Below are 16504 nucleotides of genomic sequence, written 5' to 3'. Positions count from 1 at the left end.
AATCCCTCCTACTTATTTTTGTAAGGCCTTACCCTAATATGTTACACAAACACGCAATAAATAAACAATTTTGCATTAATTTGACAATGTTTTTATTTTTCAGACACATTTTGTCCAAGTTTGATTAATCCCATGCAATTGGTTAGATTTATATTTATATAGAACTCATCTTTATTTATAAATTACCTACCGATTATTTTAAAACTAATATAGTTTTATCATAAATCACATTTTAATTCAAAATCCATTTTGAGAATAAAATAAAAAGTCTAAGGCTAACCCCAGACAAAATTAACCTCAGACTTTTCTTGATAAATATGATTTTGCTTCATCTTCACTTTCAAATCCTGTGAAAATAATAACTTGCTTACCTTCTTTTAAAATGCCATGACGACCGTATTCACCAATGACTATTCCACCTTTATCATTCTCAAATAATTGGTTTTGTCCATATTTTAATAAGGCGAGTAAGTCATCTACACTGAACGTTTGACGCTCTTTCATTCTGAAACGTCCTGTTAAGTTAATCGCTACAGAATCAGACATTTTTAATTGTTTAACCAATTCTTGCACATGTCTTTTTCTTGCTTGATGCGTTGGATACAGTTCATGCGCTAATTGATAGACTAACGATGGAGGTGGTGTGTCAGTCATGGCTTCTACTAGATCCCTCCACGAAAGCTGCATACCTTCATAGTAAGTGTCATCGTTTGTGGGCCATTGTTTGAGAGTAACCGTATAATTTTGAACTTCTCGTTGTTTTGCATCTAGGTAGTAAATAATCGGTGTCAAACCTTCTATTGTGGCTGAACCATAACGATTAGATTGCGTTTCAATCTGATCAGTTTCTAAATTATAAATAAGATATGCGCGCCCTTGACTAGCAGCCGCTTCAAAATGCTTCTCTTCGTCCCCGCTTCTCTCATAATGCAGCAAAGCATTTTGAAGCTGACTTGCGACTTTGGGAAACTCTGTTTGAGTTACAGAAGATTTCATCAACACTAAAGCATCTTGATTAATCAAATAACATAAATCTTTCAACATTAAATCTTTATTGTGATACCACGTAATATATTTACCTTTAACTTTATTCACTACTTTACGTAATGGTTGATCCATACATAAAATATAATCCGCTTCAGACTGTTCTAAGGCAGGCACTAATTCAGCATGCACGCGGTCAGTCTGCTCACCTAAATCACTGATTTGACCTAACGCAATAATTTTATGTCCTTTAAAGAATGGCGCTTGTGAATTAAACGCATCAATCGCATTCAACATTGCAGGCAAAGAAGCATTATGCGTATCATCAAGTACCGTAGCTTCTTCATGCAGACTTTTCACAGGTCTGAATTCTAAGACCTTCTTAAAAAGTTGAGTTTGCGCTAACTGTTTCAAGTGTTGCTTTACATCAACTTTCAAATGTTTCAACGTTAATAATACTGCCAAAGCATTCTCAACCATGCCCTTACTGACAGAAGGCACTTCAAATTGATAACCATCATTCGTTGTCACTTCTACTGCTTTTTTCACAGGTTTGATTTGTGTCGTATAAATGTCTGCCGAATTATCTTCAGTACTATAACGATATACATGTTTAGTATGAGTTGATGCAGCTTGTTTCAGCTCATTTTGATGGAGTGTGTCACCATTATAAATCGCGATACCGTCTTGATTTAATCCCGCAAAAATCCTTGATTTGAAAGCTACAATTTCTTCCGTTGAACCAATAGTGGATAGATGTGCAGAGCCGATTCCTGTGACAATCGCAATTTGTGGTTTCAATACTTCAGCCATATTTCCACGATTATTTAACGCATTTAAAGACGTTTCGAAAACCGCAATATCTGGATTAGATGCTAACTTGCACATATGCAAATAAATGGCACTACGTGTATTACTGTTCCCTCTATTTTGTTGGACTTTATAAGGTTGTAACGCCGCACTTAACATTAAGCGTGTCGAGCTTTTCCCCATGGATCCTGTTAACGCAATGACTGGATTATGATAATGTTTTCGAATATGTAAGGCTAATATTTTCATAGCTTTAATCGCATTTCTCACTACAATTTGTGGAATTTGATGTGCTAAATCTTCTACATAGGTTTCAGTAATAATCAAACCAATCTTTGAAACATCTTTTGGGATTTGCGCATTACCATCTTTCATCACTTTTGATTTCTTTAAATATTGTTTCCATGATGCTTCACTGATAGAGATGAATGCGGTTGATTCTGACTTAACATGCAGCATTTGATATTCAAAATCATCAATAGGATTTTGTTCCTTTCCTTGTGCATCAAGTAGTTCTGTATCTAAGATTTGTGCAATCGTTTCTAATGTATACATGATGACCTCCAAAAAGTAATAGTTTTGCATTGCTTCAACCTTATGGTTTATTGTATAGATAATCTTAACAATTTACAGGAGGCTTTCAGCAATGACCACAGAGAAAGATAAAAGTCTAGATGAGATTAATCAGGAAATAGAAGAAGAATTGAGAAACTATGATCCTGATAAAGAGGAAAAACCAAAGAGAAGTGTACTCTTTACCAAACCCAGACTCATCGTTCTATTAGTTGTTTTAGGACTTGCGCTGTACAGATTACTTCACTTCTTTTTCTAATTATCGGTAGGTGTAAATAATTAACGTTACTATATCATATTCAAAGTCCATGTGTGTCGTGCAACTGGAAGTCTGTGTATGTATTCCTTACTTCCAGCGTTGCCACATGTTTAATAGGTTGCCAATTTTTTAAGTTATATGCCACCTAATAAACATTTATATTACTGACGTTATTCTCACTTTAACTTTTCTAAATCTACTAAAAGTATGATACGCTCAATAAAACTTACCTCTTAATAAAGGATGGCGTCATTTATGAAAGTACTGTACCACGCAATGTCCATTTTAATTTTATCTGTCTTTTTATTCGGCTTATTCAGCCTGACCGATTTATTTTATACCCATCATCTCGCAAGTTTATTATTAAATGTGGATTTTGTGCCAGGCTTTTTTGATGTGAGCTTTGGGCTTAAATTCATCTTACATATTGTCTTTACCACAATGATATATGTCGTCTTTCAAGCCATCCGGGACTCTTACGTCTATCCAGCAGGTATTCTGATTATTATCGTATTATTCGCCGTTATCTATCCTTCACTTATTACTTGGTCTATTAACCCAATCTACCAATTTCACTGGATTGATTATATTGTTTGGATGATAGGTCACACTATCTTCATCTTCTTAGTCGTTTTCATTCTGCGCTTTGAGAAAAATTTATGGTATTAGAATCAATAATTTCATTTTAAATGAAAATAAGCCGCCTCTGTATGAGACGGCTTAAATATTGATTGAATTAGTATTTATATGGATCTTCTTCTCTTGTACGTTCATGTGAACGTTCTTGTGCGAATTCATTCGCTTTATCATAGTTATAGTAACCATCTTGAGTTAATGAAGCTGCTTTTGGTTTTCTGCTGAATAACATGATAGATGCGATAATCCAAAGAATCGCTGAAATCCAGTTACATAATAATGCCACGATACCTGCGATTAATAATAAGATAGCTGCTGCTTTTGCTTTCTTGCTAATAAAGATTCCGCCGACAATAGCTAAAATCACCGCAATTACATTAGCCACTAATACGAAAGTACCGAGTACTTGCATACCTGAAGCTACTTGTGAGATTTCTTCATACGTTAAGCTGGCATCACTTTGCTGCATACCTGCTACAAAGTCATCACTTTGCATTAATGGAACCATTAAAGCCACAAATAATACGATTAACGCACCGATTCCGACACCAATCCATGTTAAGACATGTTCACCTGTTCGTTTGATCATATAAAACCCTCCCCTATCTCTTTAGTATTGTTAAAAATTTTATAAGCTTACAATTATCATTAGTATACTAATACATGAGTTATACGTCCATAGTCTACTTAAAATCTTCAACATCTTTTACATTTTCAATAAATATAAATGTTTGTTTCTTAAAATTCTTTTTTAAATTACAGTACTTCACTGATTTAAAGTAACGTATCGCTATGATTCATTAAACGGTTATATTCTTCTAAATATACTTTTTCAGCTTCAGAACCACGTGCAGCTGAATTCATCGCACGATGCCATAGTGGATAAATCGGTTGTGGCTGTGTTAAATCCGTAATCATTTGATGTTCTTCTTTTGTAAGTTTCAGATTATAAGATGCGATATTCTCTTTCAGTTGTGCTTGATTACGTGCAGCTAAGACAATTGAATCCACGTTTGGACGTTCTCTCAACCAAGCTAAAATCACTTGTGGCACTGTCGCATTGTGTGCGTGTGCTATTTCTTGTACAAGTTCAATTAAACGATAGAACAACTCATGATTTTTCACATAAGGCTCAGCCCATCCGTCACCTTGACGGGTATTGGGTTCGCCTTTTTTATCACGGGTAATCTTACCTGTAAGTAATCCTTCGCCTAAAGGCGACCAGATACTGTTGCCAACACCTAATTCTGTACCTGCAGGCAACAATTCATATTCCGCTTCTCTTGATTCAGGCGTGTAATAGATTTGTTGCGCAATCGGCGGTGCCATATTATTTTCTACCGCCAGTGTATAGGTCTTGGCTAAATTCCAACCACTATAGTTAGATACACCCCAATAACGAATTTTACCTTTACGAATTAAATCATTCATCGTTTGAATTGTTTCTTCTACCGGAACTTGTCCATCCCATGTATGAATGTAATATAAATCAACGTAATCTGTACCTAAACGTTTTAAAGAATGGTCGATCGAACGCTCTATATTTAAACGAGATGCACCGACATTATTTGCGATATCGTTATATGGGAATCCTGTTTTGGTACTGATGACCATTTCATCTCTGTGATGTCTGATTGCTTTTCCTAACGCAATTTCTGCATCACCTTTCGCATAAAGGTTTGCTGTATCAAATTGGTTAATACCTTGCTCTAAAGCATAGTCTATAAAGTATGCCGCTTCTTTCTCTGTTACACCACCCGCATTTTCAAAACCATTCGTTGCGGAGAATGGAACAGAACCTAACGCATATTTCGAAACGACTAATCCTGAATTACCAAGTGTTGTATAATCCATAATCTGTCTCCTCCTTTAATACTTAATAATGTAATTCCCTTTAAAGAAGAATTTTAAATGCTATAAGCTTAAAATCTATAATAAAATTAGGCAGTGTACGATAATTAAAAAAGAATTACGCTTAATATGTTTCACGTTCTATACGTGGGGTAACATATAACTGTACTTAATTTTTAAGGAGGAATTTGATTATGAACTTTGATGATATTAAGAAAAAAGGTCAAGATCACTTAAACGAACATAAAGATGAGTATATTGAAAAAGGTAAAGAATTCGCTAAAGATCAATTAGGCGGAGATAAGAAAGATAACAAAGACGATAAAAAAGAAGACAAGAAATAATAAACTGGATTAACAACCCTACTTTAACTATAGATAGACTGCTTTCAATAGAAAGTGGTCTATTTTTTATAAGCACGATAACTTTTACTTATGTTAAACATCAAGAATCATCATTATTATTAAAGTATATTGAGGCGTATAATGAGGTCATCTATCAAATTTCAGGGGTGAATGCCATGTCACAACACGCACATCGTCAGTTATTACTCGGGATGGCATCATTATTTATTGTAATGGCCATCGGTCGATTTGCCTATACACCTATCTTACCGTTTATGCAGCAAGCAGAACACATGGATGGTAAAGGGGCTGGCTTACTTGCGACGATTAATTATCTCGGTTATTTAATCGGTGCGATTATTCCGATGTTTTGGATTATTAAAAGTAAAGTCGTCGATGTGAAAATTTATTTAGTATTAAACGTGCTTTCTACAATTTTTATGGGGTTTACCTCAAATTTCATTTTATGGTCCATATTGCGTTTAATCGCAGGACTCACAAGCGGAACAGTCTTTGTCTTAGCCTCTAACGTCGTATTAGAAGCATTAAGACAAGCACATAAAGAAGGTATTTCAGGTTTACTCTATAGCGCTGTTGGTATCGGACTTTTTTCAAGCAGTATTTTTGTCTTCTTCTACACAGACGTCAACTCATGGAAAATGACTTGGATTATCCTTGGTATCTTTTCATTAGCGTTAAGTTTATTGGTTATTTTCTTTATGCGAAAAAACCCAGATATTAATGTTGAAGCGCATCATAAAGCGACTTCTAAGACACCCTTCCGTCTCAACAAAACATTTATGCGCTGGTTCTCTATTGCTTATTTCTGTGAAGGTGCAGGCTATATTATTACCGGAACTTTCTTAGTCGCAATCATTAAATCAATCCCTGCTTTCTCTGAATATGCAGCACTCAGTTGGATGTTTGTCGGCTTAGGGGCTATCCCTTCTACAGTAGTATGGTCAATGATTGCGGAGAAAATGGATTATAGTAAAGCAACTTATATGGCATTTGGTCTACAAATCATCAGTGTCGCTTTACCAGTGTTTTCACACCATATTGTCAGCTTAATCATCAGCTCGTTAATTTTCGGCAGTACATTCTTAGGTCTAACAACACTCTTCATGTCTAAGGGGCAAATGTTGATGCTTCAGACAGGCGGTAAGTCTAACTTTATCGCTACATTAACTGTTATTTACAGTATCGGCCAAATGATTGCGCCGTTTGTGTCAGGCTATCTTATTGGTGATTCCGGCAATTATAATGCAGCATTGTTATTTGCGACAGCTATTTTAATTATCGGTCTTATCAGCAGCTGGATCAGTTACCGTGCATTAAATAAAGAAGCGATTCAATAAGTAAAGTTTTGTCTGGTTATCAAAAGGGAATGTAACTACTAACAAAGGAGGATGTTACAATGCCTTTTGTAAAACAAAGAATGAAAGAAGATTTAACTGAAGACCCACGTATTAGTGAAGACAGCTTCACAACAGACCAAGAACTTCAAAACAGAGCGTTTGAACGTTTAGGTAAAGACATCGTCATTATTGAAGTATTATCTATTATGAACATTGTCTTTGCGGTCTTTTCATTTTCATTACTTGGTCTATTATTACGAGAACGAAGCAAATAATCATTGAAACTTGAAAAACCTGTGCCATCACACGATGGCACAGGTTTTTAATTATGCATTGTTTATTTAATCAAATCTTCTAAGTCATGCGGATAGTTTGTGACAACTTCTGTTCCTTCTTTTTTCAAGATAACCGTATCAGAATGTCTGAAGCCGCCGACGCCTGGAATATAAATACCTGGTTCTACACAAAAGACCATGCCTTCTTTTAACTCTAGCTCATTATCAAAGCGCAATGAGGGTTCTTCATGTTGTCCAATACCTATACCATGACCTGTTCTATGGCTGATATAGTCACCATAACCTTCCGCTTCAAGAATTGTTCTTGCGACTTGATCGACCGCATTTGCGGTTACACCCACTTCAATAAAGTCTAACGCCGCTTTATGCGCTTCAACCATCGCTTCAAATGCATGGCGCTGTTCATCAGTCGGCTCGCCAACAAAGAAAGTACGTTCACATTCTGCACGATATCCATTCAACTCTAATTGACGGCTATGTACAATCACATCACCTTGTTGAATTTGTTTCGTATTAGAGAATGTATGTGGCATTGTAGAACGTTTGATACCTGAAGGTGACATTACAAAAAATCCAAATTCCGCATCTGGATAATTTTGAGAAATCGTGTCGAATAAATAACTGTTTCCAAAGTTATCGATATCCATTTCAGTCAAACCTGCTTTCGCATGTTCGATCGTTTGCGCCACGGCTTGACTGACAATTTCTCCACTCTCTCTAATAGCTTGTTGTTCATCTTCATATTTATAAGTTCGTTGTTCTACTAATGCTTGACCGATATCTTTCACTTTAAAGTTATGACTCACAATATCTAAATAAAATTGTGTGGGTAAGAAGCCTGTTTCAATCCCAATCGTTGAGACATTTTGATATTTTTCTAATAAGTCATTAAAGACTGTTTGATAATGCGTCGGAACATCATCTGTGACTGGAATTTCAGTATACGTATAGATATCTTGAATACCCGTTTTATCTCTGAAATGCGCTTCTTCTAGTTTCGGCGCAATTACTTCAATGTTTTCCTGGGAAATAAATAAAATAATCGGACGCGAATAAATGACAGCTTTAAAGCCAGTAAAATACATTTGATTCTCAAAATTCATTACAATACTTAAATCGATGTCTTGTTGTTTCATCGTTTCTCTAAACGCATCAAGACGTTGTTTCAAGTTCACGTTGGTTGCCTCCTTTAGAAGTAAATAATGTCACAACTACTAACACAATAATCGCCAGCGGCACAGAAATTAACGCAGAGTTAATACCTGTACTTTGAACAAAACCAAGTTCCCAAGTCAGTGTTGTTACTAAACCGACTGCCATTGAAGCAAGGCCTCCTGCTTTCGTGACTTTCGGATAAATAAACACTGCTAATAATGCCGGTGTAATTCCTGCACCGTATACGGTATAAGCGTACATTTGAACAGATAACACTGATGGGAAGTACATTGTTAATAAGAATGCGATCACACCTAAAATCGGTACAAGAATTCTTGTCATCAATAACATCTTATTTTCATGCTTATACTTAAAGTTATCCCCGAACAAGTCATAAATGACACTTGTCGCAGCAGATAATAAATATGAATTTCCTGTAGTAGTAATAAACGCAGTAAGTGCTGCAATGAGCACACCGCCAATCACAATCGGCAATTGACTCGTTAACGCAATCAAAGCCATTCCTGGTTCAATTTTCGGGAAAATCGAACGAGAAATAAATGCGAGCAATGAAATAAGTGGTGTCACGATTAATAAACCGACAATCCACCCAATCGTACCGATACGTGTCACTTTATTATCACGAGATGACGCCAGTCGTTGATAAATATTCTGATCACCTAACAGTAAGAACAACATTGGAATATAGAAACCTAAAATTTGAACAAAAGTTAATGTTCCCATTGGTTTCAAATGTGTTTTCGGTACATTCGACAAAATAGTATCCCAGCCGCCACCGACCGCAATTGCGACAGGTACTGCGATAATCAACGCAATTGTAATTAAGAATGCACTTAACGCATCTGTTGGTGCGACTGACATCAAACCGCCCATAGTCGCAAGTAAAATAATAATCACTGCCGCAATAATAGTACCGAGTTCTACTGAAATACCTGTTGAAACATGTAATACATAGCCAAGTCCTTGATATTGATACGAGACAATCCCTACAAACGCTAAAATGATAATGACTGCCGCAAAGTAACTTGCGACCTTTCCATATTTCATCTCTAATATCTCAGCTACAGTATATTTTCCATAGTTTCTGACTTTCGAACTAATAATAAAAATTGTCCCTATTCCGATGATACTCGGAATCGCATAACCGACTGCCGGCCATAATCCAAAACTATAAGCCAGCGAGTTTTGACCGCCTGTGACAGAACCACTACCGACCCATGTCGCAAGTAATGTCCCCATTAATACGACTGGCCCGAGTGATTTACCTGCGAGAATAAAGTCCTCATTACTCTCTACTTTCTTTGAATACACAAAACCTAATGCAACCATCAATACCCCATAACCGATGACGAACCAAATTAAAATTGGTTCAGCAGAAAATCCCATAATATTCCCCCCTGTATATAAAAAACTAACCGTTTTCCAACGATTAGCTTAAGAATAAAGATTAATTTTAGCACAAAATTAAAAAAATAGTAACAACAATCTAATTATTCTGATATTTTAAGGGAGAATACGTCTAAAAATACAATTTATAGTTTCGTAATTTTACTGATTTGTGCTGCTTGAGCGCATTCTAAGGTCTTTGTATATTCAATCGTTTCAACTTCCACATCTTCGTGTAAGATAATATGATCTCCACGAATGACTTTCGCTTTAACACGGTCGACTTCTATACGATCCCCTTCAATAACCTCAGCAGTTAAGTATGCAGAATCTGACTGAGAAGTCATGACAGTTATAAACTTAAACTTATTCTTTTCCCCATCATGTTTGCGTATGTGAATCACATTGCCGCCGATTTCGCGAACATAACTATCTTGTCGAACATGTACGTCAACAGTATCTGCATTCAACATTCCTTCGACTTTAACTTGACCATCGATTTCAAGTTCATCTACTTCGCAATTACCTTCTGTTTCAAGTACCCCGAGAAGTTTTAATCTTTTACCGTTTAAATGACCTTTGACATCAACAGTTCCTGTCACTTTAAGTAATTCAAATGTTAAATCTTCTTCTACTTCAACTTCACCGATAATAGAAGCTGTTGATACATGTACATTTTTACGACCAGTGAAATTACCTATCAGTTTGATTTTGTTTACATTGACTTGGTCTGATGCGGTAATTTCACCCGTCATTTTAATGTTATTAACACTGGTTTCAAATAGAAATTGAACTTCTCCCAATAAAGTAATCGCGTCATATTCACTGTCTTCTAATTGCTTCTTACCCATGCCTTTGATGGACTGACTCATGATGTTTACACTTCTTTCTTAAATAGGTTTTGGATGTTAATTGTTTCTAAGACTCTTACACTATCATCGATTTTAATCGGCGTATTTTGTTCAATCAGCAAATAAAACGTGATTCCGAATTTACGACAGATATATAATTCTGCTTCTTTATCATTTTCACTATATTCTAGTAAAAACGCCTGTAAATCTTGTGCTTCTTCCATTGAGACAATACTGCGTGTTACTACTTCATCTAAAATAGTACCCACATAAACCGCTTGATCTTGCGGATATTGTTCTAACAAGACTTTACCGACTTCGCGATAAAAGAAACCTGCCCATGATTGAATCAAAGTGTCATTATCTTTGTATTCAATTTCTGGTTCATAACCGTCATCTGCGAACATTTTGACCATATCATCTAAGACATAGTCATGTTTATAACGTTGAATATCTTCGATTCTTTTAATGACTTTGGCTTTAGGTAAGAACGTTTCTTGACCTGTAAAAGTAGATTTACGAATGAACCATTCATCTGGAATTAAGTGTTTACGTTTCCAACGATACAATTGGCCGTAAGTAATGCCACATTCTGTTAATAAGTCTTTTTTGCTGATTAATTGTTCTTTCATAATTATCCTCCTAATCATAATGTAACATAACACTGTTACATCTACGAGTGTTTTCGCTATTTTCCCATAAAAAATAACCTGACCTAGACGGATGCATACGCAAACTGGCTGGATCAGGTTCCTCTTTAGCTATCTATTGTTTCCTTCTACCTTTAAATATCTCGAGTATGATTAATACGATGCATACCACCATAACTATCGTGATGAGTACAGCCACGATATAGTTTAGTCCTATGGTTGATGCGACTATCATTTCAATCAATGCTAACAAGCACATTAACGCAATCAGCAGCGATATTTTCACCAAGTTCATCGTTTCACCCCATCTATTTCTCTTAGGTATTTGCTTCTATTATGCCCGATAACGCGATTATCCTCAAAGCAAAAACTTAAGGTTTGCGTGTTTTGTCAAAAGTTGGGGTAAATTTATACAAAGAAACATAAAACTTTCTTTATGTTAAAGGAACGGTTATGATATAGGTATAAAAAGTATACTAAATAAATAGGAGGGATAGTATGACGCTAATTACAGGACATCATCATATCTCAATGTACACAAAAGATGCACGTGAAAATAAACAATTTTATACAGAGGTCTTAGGTTTACGCTTAATTGAAAAATCTGTGAACCAAGATAATCCATCGATGTACCACTTATTCTATGGGGATGAAACAGGTGCACCAGGTACTTTGTTAACTTTCTTTGAAATGAAAATGTTAGGAAAACATCATTCAGGTACTAATAGTATTGAACGTTTAGTATTACTCGTACCTGATGAAGCAGCATTAGGTTATTTCAAAGAACGTCTGAACGAGAATCAAGTTGAAACAGAAGCTATCACATACCTTAGACAACAAGCATTAGCTTTCGAAGATCCTGATGGCTTAAAACTAATACTTATGGTCAATGGTGACAACGCAGTTCCTAACGCTTGGCATGCGAATCCTTATACAGATGTACCTCAAGAATTTCAAATTTTAGGAATGGGACCTGTAGAATTACATCTCCGTAATTTACAACCTACTATCGACTTTCTAACCAACACATTAGGTTATCACGCACACTTTGGCGATGATAATGTCTATACATTAAATCCTAATGGACGTTATACAGACTTTGTCTTAGTTGAAGAACAAGGTCAAAGTGTAAAACCTGGACGTGGTTATGTACATCATATTGCAGTGAGTGTGCCAACTGATGAAGCTTTAGAAACATTATTAGATAAATTAGAACAATTGCCTGGCAGTACTTCAGGTATTATTGACCGTTATTTCTTTAAATCTATCTACTATCGTAACAACAAAATTTTATATGAATTCGCAACAGAAGCACCTGGTTTTACGGTCGACACAGATGTTAAAGATCTAGGCAGCAAACTCGCATTACCTGACTTCTTAGAACACAAACGTGAACAAATCGAAAGTCAATTAGAAGAAATTTAAGTTAGAAAATCTAAAGATTATATGTAATATTCGCCAACTGGAATCAAGATAAAACTGCATTAAAATGAAGCGCTGGGACGTCATATCTCAGCGCTTCTTTACACTTACCTCAAACACACTAACCCTTGTCATTACAGGAGTTTTAAGACATACCTAAGACTAACCTTTTAGTAAGACGTCATGATACTCCGGTGTCTCTTCTAATACTTGTTTAGCGAACGGACAAGTAGCTAAAATTTTTATGTCATTTTCTCGTGCGTAATTCACACCCGCTTCAACTAACTGCTTCGCAATACCTTGTCCACGTAAACTTTCATCTACACCTGTATGATCGATAATAATTTTATCTTTGCCTGTCGGTACATATGTCATTTCTGCATCTGGATTTTCTTCTGAATCACCTACATAGAATTTATTGTGTCCGTGTTTAATCTCTGCCATACTATCTCCTCACTTTCAAATAAGTTGGTATAAAAGTTATACCACTAACTTCTCTTTCTAAACACAACGAATGATTTAACAATGACAAATATCTACTTAATCTCTATTCATTTTAATATTGTAACGTTCATTTAATATAAAAAGAGTAGAAAAGCGTAAGGCAATTCTATAAAATTAGAATGAAGATATACACCAAGCACCAAGATAAAACTATAGATATAGGGAGCCAACATCATGTTTCAAGCTATCAAACGTATTCTAGCAGTCGTTGTCACTGCATTGCTTGTGACAGCTGTCATTGTCACTGGAATGATTGCTTATGATAAATATAAGCATCACAGCAGCGATCAAGTAGATGCTGCGAAATACTATGAAAATAAAGAAAAACAAAAAGAGAAGAAAACTGAGAAAAAAGAACATAAGCAAGAAGCGCCAGAAGAACCTGTGGTAGAGGAACAAGTACATCATGAGGTCCAACAATCAACTGTACATATCTATCAAGCACCTCAACCTGAAGAAAAACCTGAACCTAAACAAGAAAAAGAAGAAACAAAAGAATATAAACCTGGCGAAGGTGGCGGATCACATCCAGAATCAAAACCACAACCCCAACAAGCACAATCGAAACCACAACCAGAGCCACAACCTGTTCAACAACAAAAACCAGCCCAACCTGCGCAACAACCACAAGGGCAAGGACATTAATCTCAATAGAGAGGACTCAAAAGGTTCTCTCTATTTTGTTATCTTTTCAAATCATCTACATTTCACTCTGTTTCTTAATCATATAAGCAGTGCTATACTTTGAACATATAAAGAGAGAGAATAGGCAGGCTACATATATGTTTAAATCCATGATTCAAAACGTACCTGCCGCGATTTGCGGTTTAGCTTTAGGTACATTTACTTTTAGTCACATTTTATTTCAAATCCACTTAGCTTGGCTAGGTTTATTAGCAACTACTCTAGGTAGTATTTGCCTGGTTTTATTTTTTATTAAGTTGATACGCTTTCCAAAAGCATTAGGCTTAGAATTAAAGGACAGTAATACTTTTGCGATTATGCCTGCATTACCTATGGGGTTCATGACACTCGCTTCAATTTTAAAATCACAATTCCATATTAATAACCTAATACTCACAAGTTTCTGGATAGGTGCTGTATTGCTACATATTATTTTAATGATTTGGTTTATCGTTTATTTCATTATAAAACACCGCACATATCCAAATACGAGTTGGTTTGTAATGTTTGTCGGTATCGGCGTGATTGGTGAGACGGCTTCATCGTTTTACGCTAAAATCGGTATCTTTGCGATAGATTTCAGTTCAGTCTTATTCTGGATTCTTTTAGCGTTTATTTTACTTGAAAGAATGTGGCATTATTATCCGAAAGATCAATTACCGATGGCAGTCATTATTAGTGCACCTGCGTCCTTATGTTTAAATGCATATCTATCTTATACTGAAAGTTTATCAGTCAGCTATATTCTGTTTTATTTCGTCATTGCGCAATTTCTATTTGTGTTCTCAGTTATCTTCTTGCCTCAAATCATTGAGAAACGATTCAAACCCGCATATGCTGCACTGACTTTCCCGTGGGCTGTTACTGCTGCCTCAACGTATCATCTTTATACACAATTAGACCTCCCTGGTATTTCCCAGGAAATGCTTGGAATCCTTGCGATGATTGAAATCATCTTTGCGGGATGTGTCATCGTGTGGGTCTATTTCCGTTATACAAAACACATCTTTAACACATAAAACAAGCGCGCTAGTCCTCAGACTAACGCGCCTCTTTTATACGCTCATTATTATTTATTTACCAAAATATCTTTGTCATCTGTATTTTCAATGAATGCTTTTGCGAACCAGCATTGTGCATCAATTTTTAAGTCATTTTCTTTCGCATACTCTAAACCGGCATGGACTAATTGATTACCTACACCTTGTCCACGTAAGCTTGGATCTACACCTGTATGCGTAATCGTCATCACATCGTCGTTCATAGTATAATCCATTTCTGCATCTGGTTTCGCTTCATCACCGACATAAAATTTATTATTGCTATGTTTAATCTCTGCCATGTATCTCACCTCATTTAAAGTTCTATATATAGTTATTATACCCGTTTGTGTGAAAAACAAATGTAACTTAGCTTTCAAGGACTTTGTATATGAGAATTCTTGCTTTATTTACCCTATTTTAGTGCATTCAATATTAAGTTTATAAACAAACTTATTGCATATTTACAATGATTTGTTAAGCTATTACAGTGGAAAATAATGCTTATCGGTAAAAAAATAGGTCTAATGCATCATTTAGGTTTTAGCTTTTTCCTTTATAATGAGAAATAGATAGAAAGATTGAGGAGTATCATAATATGGATTATAGAGTATTGTTATATTATAAATATGTCACTATAGATGACCCAGAAACGTATGCGGCAGAACACTTAGAGTTCTGTAAAGCACACAATTTAAAAGGCCGTATTTTAGTCTCTACTGAAGGGATTAATGGTACGTTATCAGGAACAAAAGAAGACACAGACGCTTATATTGCACATATGCGTGCAGATGAACGCTTCAAAGATATCACATTCAAGATTGATGAAGCAGAAGGTCATGCATTTAAGAAAATGCATGTACGTCCAAGACATGAAATCGTAGCACTTGATTTAGAACATGATATCGACCCACGTGAGACAACAGGTAAATATTTATCACCTAAAGAATTCAGAGAAGCTTTAGATGATGAAGATACTATCGTCTTAGACGCACGTAATGACTATGAGTTTGATTTAGGTCATTTCCGTGGTGCAGTTCGTCCAAACATTACACGTTTCCGTGATTTACCGCAATGGATCAGAGACAATAAAGATATGTTCATGGATAAGAAAATTGTCACTTATTGTACCGGCGGTATCCGTTGTGAAAAATTCTCAGGCTTCTTACTTAAAGAAGGCTTTGAAGATGTTGCACAATTAGAAGGCGGTATCGCAACGTACGGTAAAGACCCTGAAACACAAGGTGAATTATGGGACGGTAAAATGTACGTCTTCGATGAACGTATCAGTGTAGACGTTAACCAAGTAGAAAAAACAGTGATTGGCAAAGAATGGTTCGATGGTACACCATGCGAACGTTATATCAACTGCAGTAACCCTGAATGTAATAAACAAATCTTAGTATCAGAAGAAAACGAACACCGTTATTTAGGTGCTTGCTGTAAAGAATGTGCAGAGCACGAACGTAATCGCTATGTAGCGAAACACAATCTCAGTGATGAGGAAAAAGAACGCCATTTAGAAAACTTTAAAGAAACTGTCCACCAATAATTATTCAAAACACGATGGGTATTCAGTACCCATCTTTTTTTATGTCTATATTTAAATTGTGTCATAATATAGATGAAAATAAAAAGCACCGTGCTGGTACACGATGCTTTAGAGACCGTTTCAAAGAC

The 16504-nt window shown here is 35.8% G+C and carries 18 protein-coding genes; 9 read left to right on the top strand and 9 right to left on the bottom strand.

Annotation, left to right across the window (positions count from 1 at the left end):
- Positions 1–297: 297 nt before the first annotated feature.
- A complete protein-coding gene (locus tag HMPREF2603_RS10160; RefSeq protein WP_060804697.1) occupies positions 298–2349 on the bottom strand; it encodes a Mur ligase family protein in 2052 nt (683 codons plus the stop codon).
- A 91-nt stretch (positions 2350–2440) separates the two neighbouring features.
- On the opposite strand from HMPREF2603_RS10160, the gene HMPREF2603_RS10155 reads away from it, so the two are divergent.
- Both HMPREF2603_RS10155 and HMPREF2603_RS10150 read left to right on the top strand, forming a co-directional pair.
- On the top strand, positions 2441–2626 hold the full coding sequence (locus tag HMPREF2603_RS10155) for a hypothetical protein (RefSeq protein ID WP_002480125.1): 186 nt from the start codon (positions 2441–2443) through the stop codon (positions 2624–2626).
- 255 nt (positions 2627–2881) lie between these two features.
- Complete coding sequence (locus HMPREF2603_RS10150; RefSeq protein ID WP_002480126.1) at positions 2882–3295, top strand: hypothetical protein; 414 nt, start codon at positions 2882–2884, stop codon at positions 3293–3295.
- Between the two features lie 67 nt (positions 3296–3362).
- Here HMPREF2603_RS10150 and HMPREF2603_RS10145 read toward each other — a convergent pair whose 3' ends face one another.
- Complete coding sequence (locus HMPREF2603_RS10145) at positions 3363–3851, bottom strand: DUF4064 domain-containing protein (protein WP_002480127.1); 489 nt, start codon at positions 3849–3851, stop codon at positions 3363–3365.
- A 185-nt stretch (positions 3852–4036) separates the two neighbouring features.
- Positions 4037–5116 carry an aldo/keto reductase gene (locus HMPREF2603_RS10140; RefSeq protein ID WP_060804699.1) on the bottom strand — a complete coding sequence of 360 codons (1080 nt, stop codon included), beginning with the start codon at positions 5114–5116 and terminating at the stop codon, positions 4037–4039.
- A gap of 191 nt (positions 5117–5307) precedes the next feature.
- On the opposite strand from HMPREF2603_RS10140, the gene HMPREF2603_RS13450 reads away from it, so the two are divergent.
- From HMPREF2603_RS13450 to HMPREF2603_RS10130, 3 genes are all read left to right on the top strand, one after another.
- Complete coding sequence (locus HMPREF2603_RS13450; protein ID WP_002480129.1) at positions 5308–5457, top strand: hypothetical protein; 150 nt, start codon at positions 5308–5310, stop codon at positions 5455–5457.
- A 176-nt stretch (positions 5458–5633) separates the two neighbouring features.
- Positions 5634–6815 carry a YbfB/YjiJ family MFS transporter gene (locus HMPREF2603_RS10135; protein ID WP_060804702.1) on the top strand — a complete coding sequence of 394 codons (1182 nt, stop codon included), beginning with the start codon at positions 5634–5636 and terminating at the stop codon, positions 6813–6815.
- 59 nt (positions 6816–6874) lie between these two features.
- Positions 6875–7090, top strand: a complete 216-nt coding sequence (locus tag HMPREF2603_RS10130) for a hypothetical protein (RefSeq protein ID WP_002480131.1) — start codon at positions 6875–6877, stop codon at positions 7088–7090.
- A gap of 62 nt (positions 7091–7152) precedes the next feature.
- Here HMPREF2603_RS10130 and HMPREF2603_RS10125 read toward each other — a convergent pair whose 3' ends face one another.
- The 4 genes from HMPREF2603_RS10125 to HMPREF2603_RS10110 all read right to left on the bottom strand — a co-directional run bounded on the left by HMPREF2603_RS10125 (position 7153) and on the right by HMPREF2603_RS10110 (position 11156).
- A complete protein-coding gene (locus HMPREF2603_RS10125; protein ID WP_002480132.1) occupies positions 7153–8286 on the bottom strand; it encodes a M24 family metallopeptidase in 1134 nt (377 codons plus the stop codon).
- The gene (locus HMPREF2603_RS10120) at positions 8264–9673 is read right to left on the bottom strand and encodes a sodium:solute symporter family protein (protein ID WP_023014753.1); all 1410 of its coding nucleotides are present in this window, start codon (positions 9671–9673) and stop codon (positions 8264–8266) included. Before HMPREF2603_RS10120 ends, HMPREF2603_RS10125 begins: the two co-directional genes overlap by 23 nt.
- A 146-nt stretch (positions 9674–9819) precedes the next feature.
- A complete protein-coding gene (locus HMPREF2603_RS10115; protein WP_060804704.1) occupies positions 9820–10545 on the bottom strand; it encodes a hypothetical protein in 726 nt (241 codons plus the stop codon).
- 5 nt (positions 10546–10550) lie between these two features.
- The gene (locus tag HMPREF2603_RS10110) at positions 10551–11156 is read right to left on the bottom strand and encodes a DUF4004 family protein (RefSeq protein ID WP_023014755.1); all 606 of its coding nucleotides are present in this window, start codon (positions 11154–11156) and stop codon (positions 10551–10553) included.
- A gap of 516 nt (positions 11157–11672) precedes the next feature.
- On the opposite strand from HMPREF2603_RS10110, the gene HMPREF2603_RS10100 reads away from it, so the two are divergent.
- Complete coding sequence (locus HMPREF2603_RS10100) at positions 11673–12599, top strand: VOC family protein (RefSeq protein ID WP_060804706.1); 927 nt, start codon at positions 11673–11675, stop codon at positions 12597–12599.
- A gap of 159 nt (positions 12600–12758) precedes the next feature.
- On the opposite strand, the gene HMPREF2603_RS10095 is transcribed toward HMPREF2603_RS10100, so the two are convergent.
- The gene (locus tag HMPREF2603_RS10095) at positions 12759–13040 is read right to left on the bottom strand and encodes a GNAT family N-acetyltransferase (protein ID WP_023014757.1); all 282 of its coding nucleotides are present in this window, start codon (positions 13038–13040) and stop codon (positions 12759–12761) included.
- Between the two features lie 234 nt (positions 13041–13274).
- Here HMPREF2603_RS10095 and HMPREF2603_RS10090 point away from each other — a divergent pair, with 234 nt between their 5' ends.
- The gene (locus HMPREF2603_RS10090) at positions 13275–13745 is read left to right on the top strand and encodes a hypothetical protein (protein ID WP_060804708.1); all 471 of its coding nucleotides are present in this window, start codon (positions 13275–13277) and stop codon (positions 13743–13745) included.
- Between the two features lie 137 nt (positions 13746–13882).
- Entirely contained in the window at positions 13883–14803 is a 921-nt protein-coding gene (locus HMPREF2603_RS10085; RefSeq protein WP_060804710.1) for a TDT family transporter, read from the top strand.
- 50 nt (positions 14804–14853) lie between these two features.
- On the opposite strand, the gene HMPREF2603_RS10080 is transcribed toward HMPREF2603_RS10085, so the two are convergent.
- A complete protein-coding gene (locus tag HMPREF2603_RS10080) occupies positions 14854–15126 on the bottom strand; it encodes a GNAT family N-acetyltransferase (protein ID WP_060804712.1) in 273 nt (90 codons plus the stop codon).
- 296 nt (positions 15127–15422) lie between these two features.
- Between HMPREF2603_RS10080 and HMPREF2603_RS10075 the strand changes: the two genes are divergently transcribed.
- Positions 15423–16376 (top strand): oxygen-dependent tRNA uridine(34) hydroxylase TrhO, encoded by a 954-nt coding sequence (locus HMPREF2603_RS10075; protein WP_060804714.1) that lies wholly within the window; start codon positions 15423–15425, stop codon positions 16374–16376.
- Positions 16377–16504: the final 128 nt, after the last annotated feature.

The sequence above is a fragment of the Staphylococcus sp. HMSC055C03 genome (assembly GCF_001809385.1).
GTDB classification, from domain to species: Bacteria; Bacillota; Bacilli; order Staphylococcales; family Staphylococcaceae; genus Staphylococcus; species Staphylococcus simulans.
This window is presented reverse-complemented; position numbering and strand designations above follow the sequence as displayed.

Excerpts from the sequence above, each read along its gene's own strand:
- HMPREF2603_RS10160 (WP_060804697.1), bottom strand. The coding sequence starts at position 2,349 with ATGTATACATTAGAAACGATTGCACAAATCTTAGATACAGAACTACTT.
- HMPREF2603_RS10155 (WP_002480125.1), top strand. The coding sequence starts at position 2,441 with ATGACCACAGAGAAAGATAAAAGTCTAGATGAGATTAATCAGGAAATA.
- HMPREF2603_RS10150 (WP_002480126.1), top strand. The coding sequence starts at position 2,882 with ATGAAAGTACTGTACCACGCAATGTCCATTTTAATTTTATCTGTCTTT.
- HMPREF2603_RS10145 (WP_002480127.1), bottom strand. The coding sequence starts at position 3,851 with ATGATCAAACGAACAGGTGAACATGTCTTAACATGGATTGGTGTCGGA.
- HMPREF2603_RS10140 (WP_060804699.1), bottom strand. The coding sequence starts at position 5,116 with ATGGATTATACAACACTTGGTAATTCAGGATTAGTCGTTTCGAAATAT.
- HMPREF2603_RS13450 (WP_002480129.1), top strand. The coding sequence starts at position 5,308 with ATGAACTTTGATGATATTAAGAAAAAAGGTCAAGATCACTTAAACGAA.
- HMPREF2603_RS10135 (WP_060804702.1), top strand. The coding sequence starts at position 5,634 with ATGTCACAACACGCACATCGTCAGTTATTACTCGGGATGGCATCATTA.
- HMPREF2603_RS10130 (WP_002480131.1), top strand. The coding sequence starts at position 6,875 with ATGCCTTTTGTAAAACAAAGAATGAAAGAAGATTTAACTGAAGACCCA.
- HMPREF2603_RS10120 (WP_023014753.1), bottom strand. The coding sequence starts at position 9,673 with ATGGGATTTTCTGCTGAACCAATTTTAATTTGGTTCGTCATCGGTTAT.
- HMPREF2603_RS10115 (WP_060804704.1), bottom strand. The coding sequence starts at position 10,545 with ATGAGTCAGTCCATCAAAGGCATGGGTAAGAAGCAATTAGAAGACAGT.
- HMPREF2603_RS10110 (WP_023014755.1), bottom strand. The coding sequence starts at position 11,156 with ATGAAAGAACAATTAATCAGCAAAAAAGACTTATTAACAGAATGTGGC.
- HMPREF2603_RS10100 (WP_060804706.1), top strand. The coding sequence starts at position 11,673 with ATGACGCTAATTACAGGACATCATCATATCTCAATGTACACAAAAGAT.
- HMPREF2603_RS10095 (WP_023014757.1), bottom strand. The coding sequence starts at position 13,040 with ATGGCAGAGATTAAACACGGACACAATAAATTCTATGTAGGTGATTCA.
- HMPREF2603_RS10090 (WP_060804708.1), top strand. The coding sequence starts at position 13,275 with ATGTTTCAAGCTATCAAACGTATTCTAGCAGTCGTTGTCACTGCATTG.
- HMPREF2603_RS10085 (WP_060804710.1), top strand. The coding sequence starts at position 13,883 with ATGTTTAAATCCATGATTCAAAACGTACCTGCCGCGATTTGCGGTTTA.
- HMPREF2603_RS10080 (WP_060804712.1), bottom strand. The coding sequence starts at position 15,126 with ATGGCAGAGATTAAACATAGCAATAATAAATTTTATGTCGGTGATGAA.
- HMPREF2603_RS10075 (WP_060804714.1), top strand. The coding sequence starts at position 15,423 with ATGGATTATAGAGTATTGTTATATTATAAATATGTCACTATAGATGAC.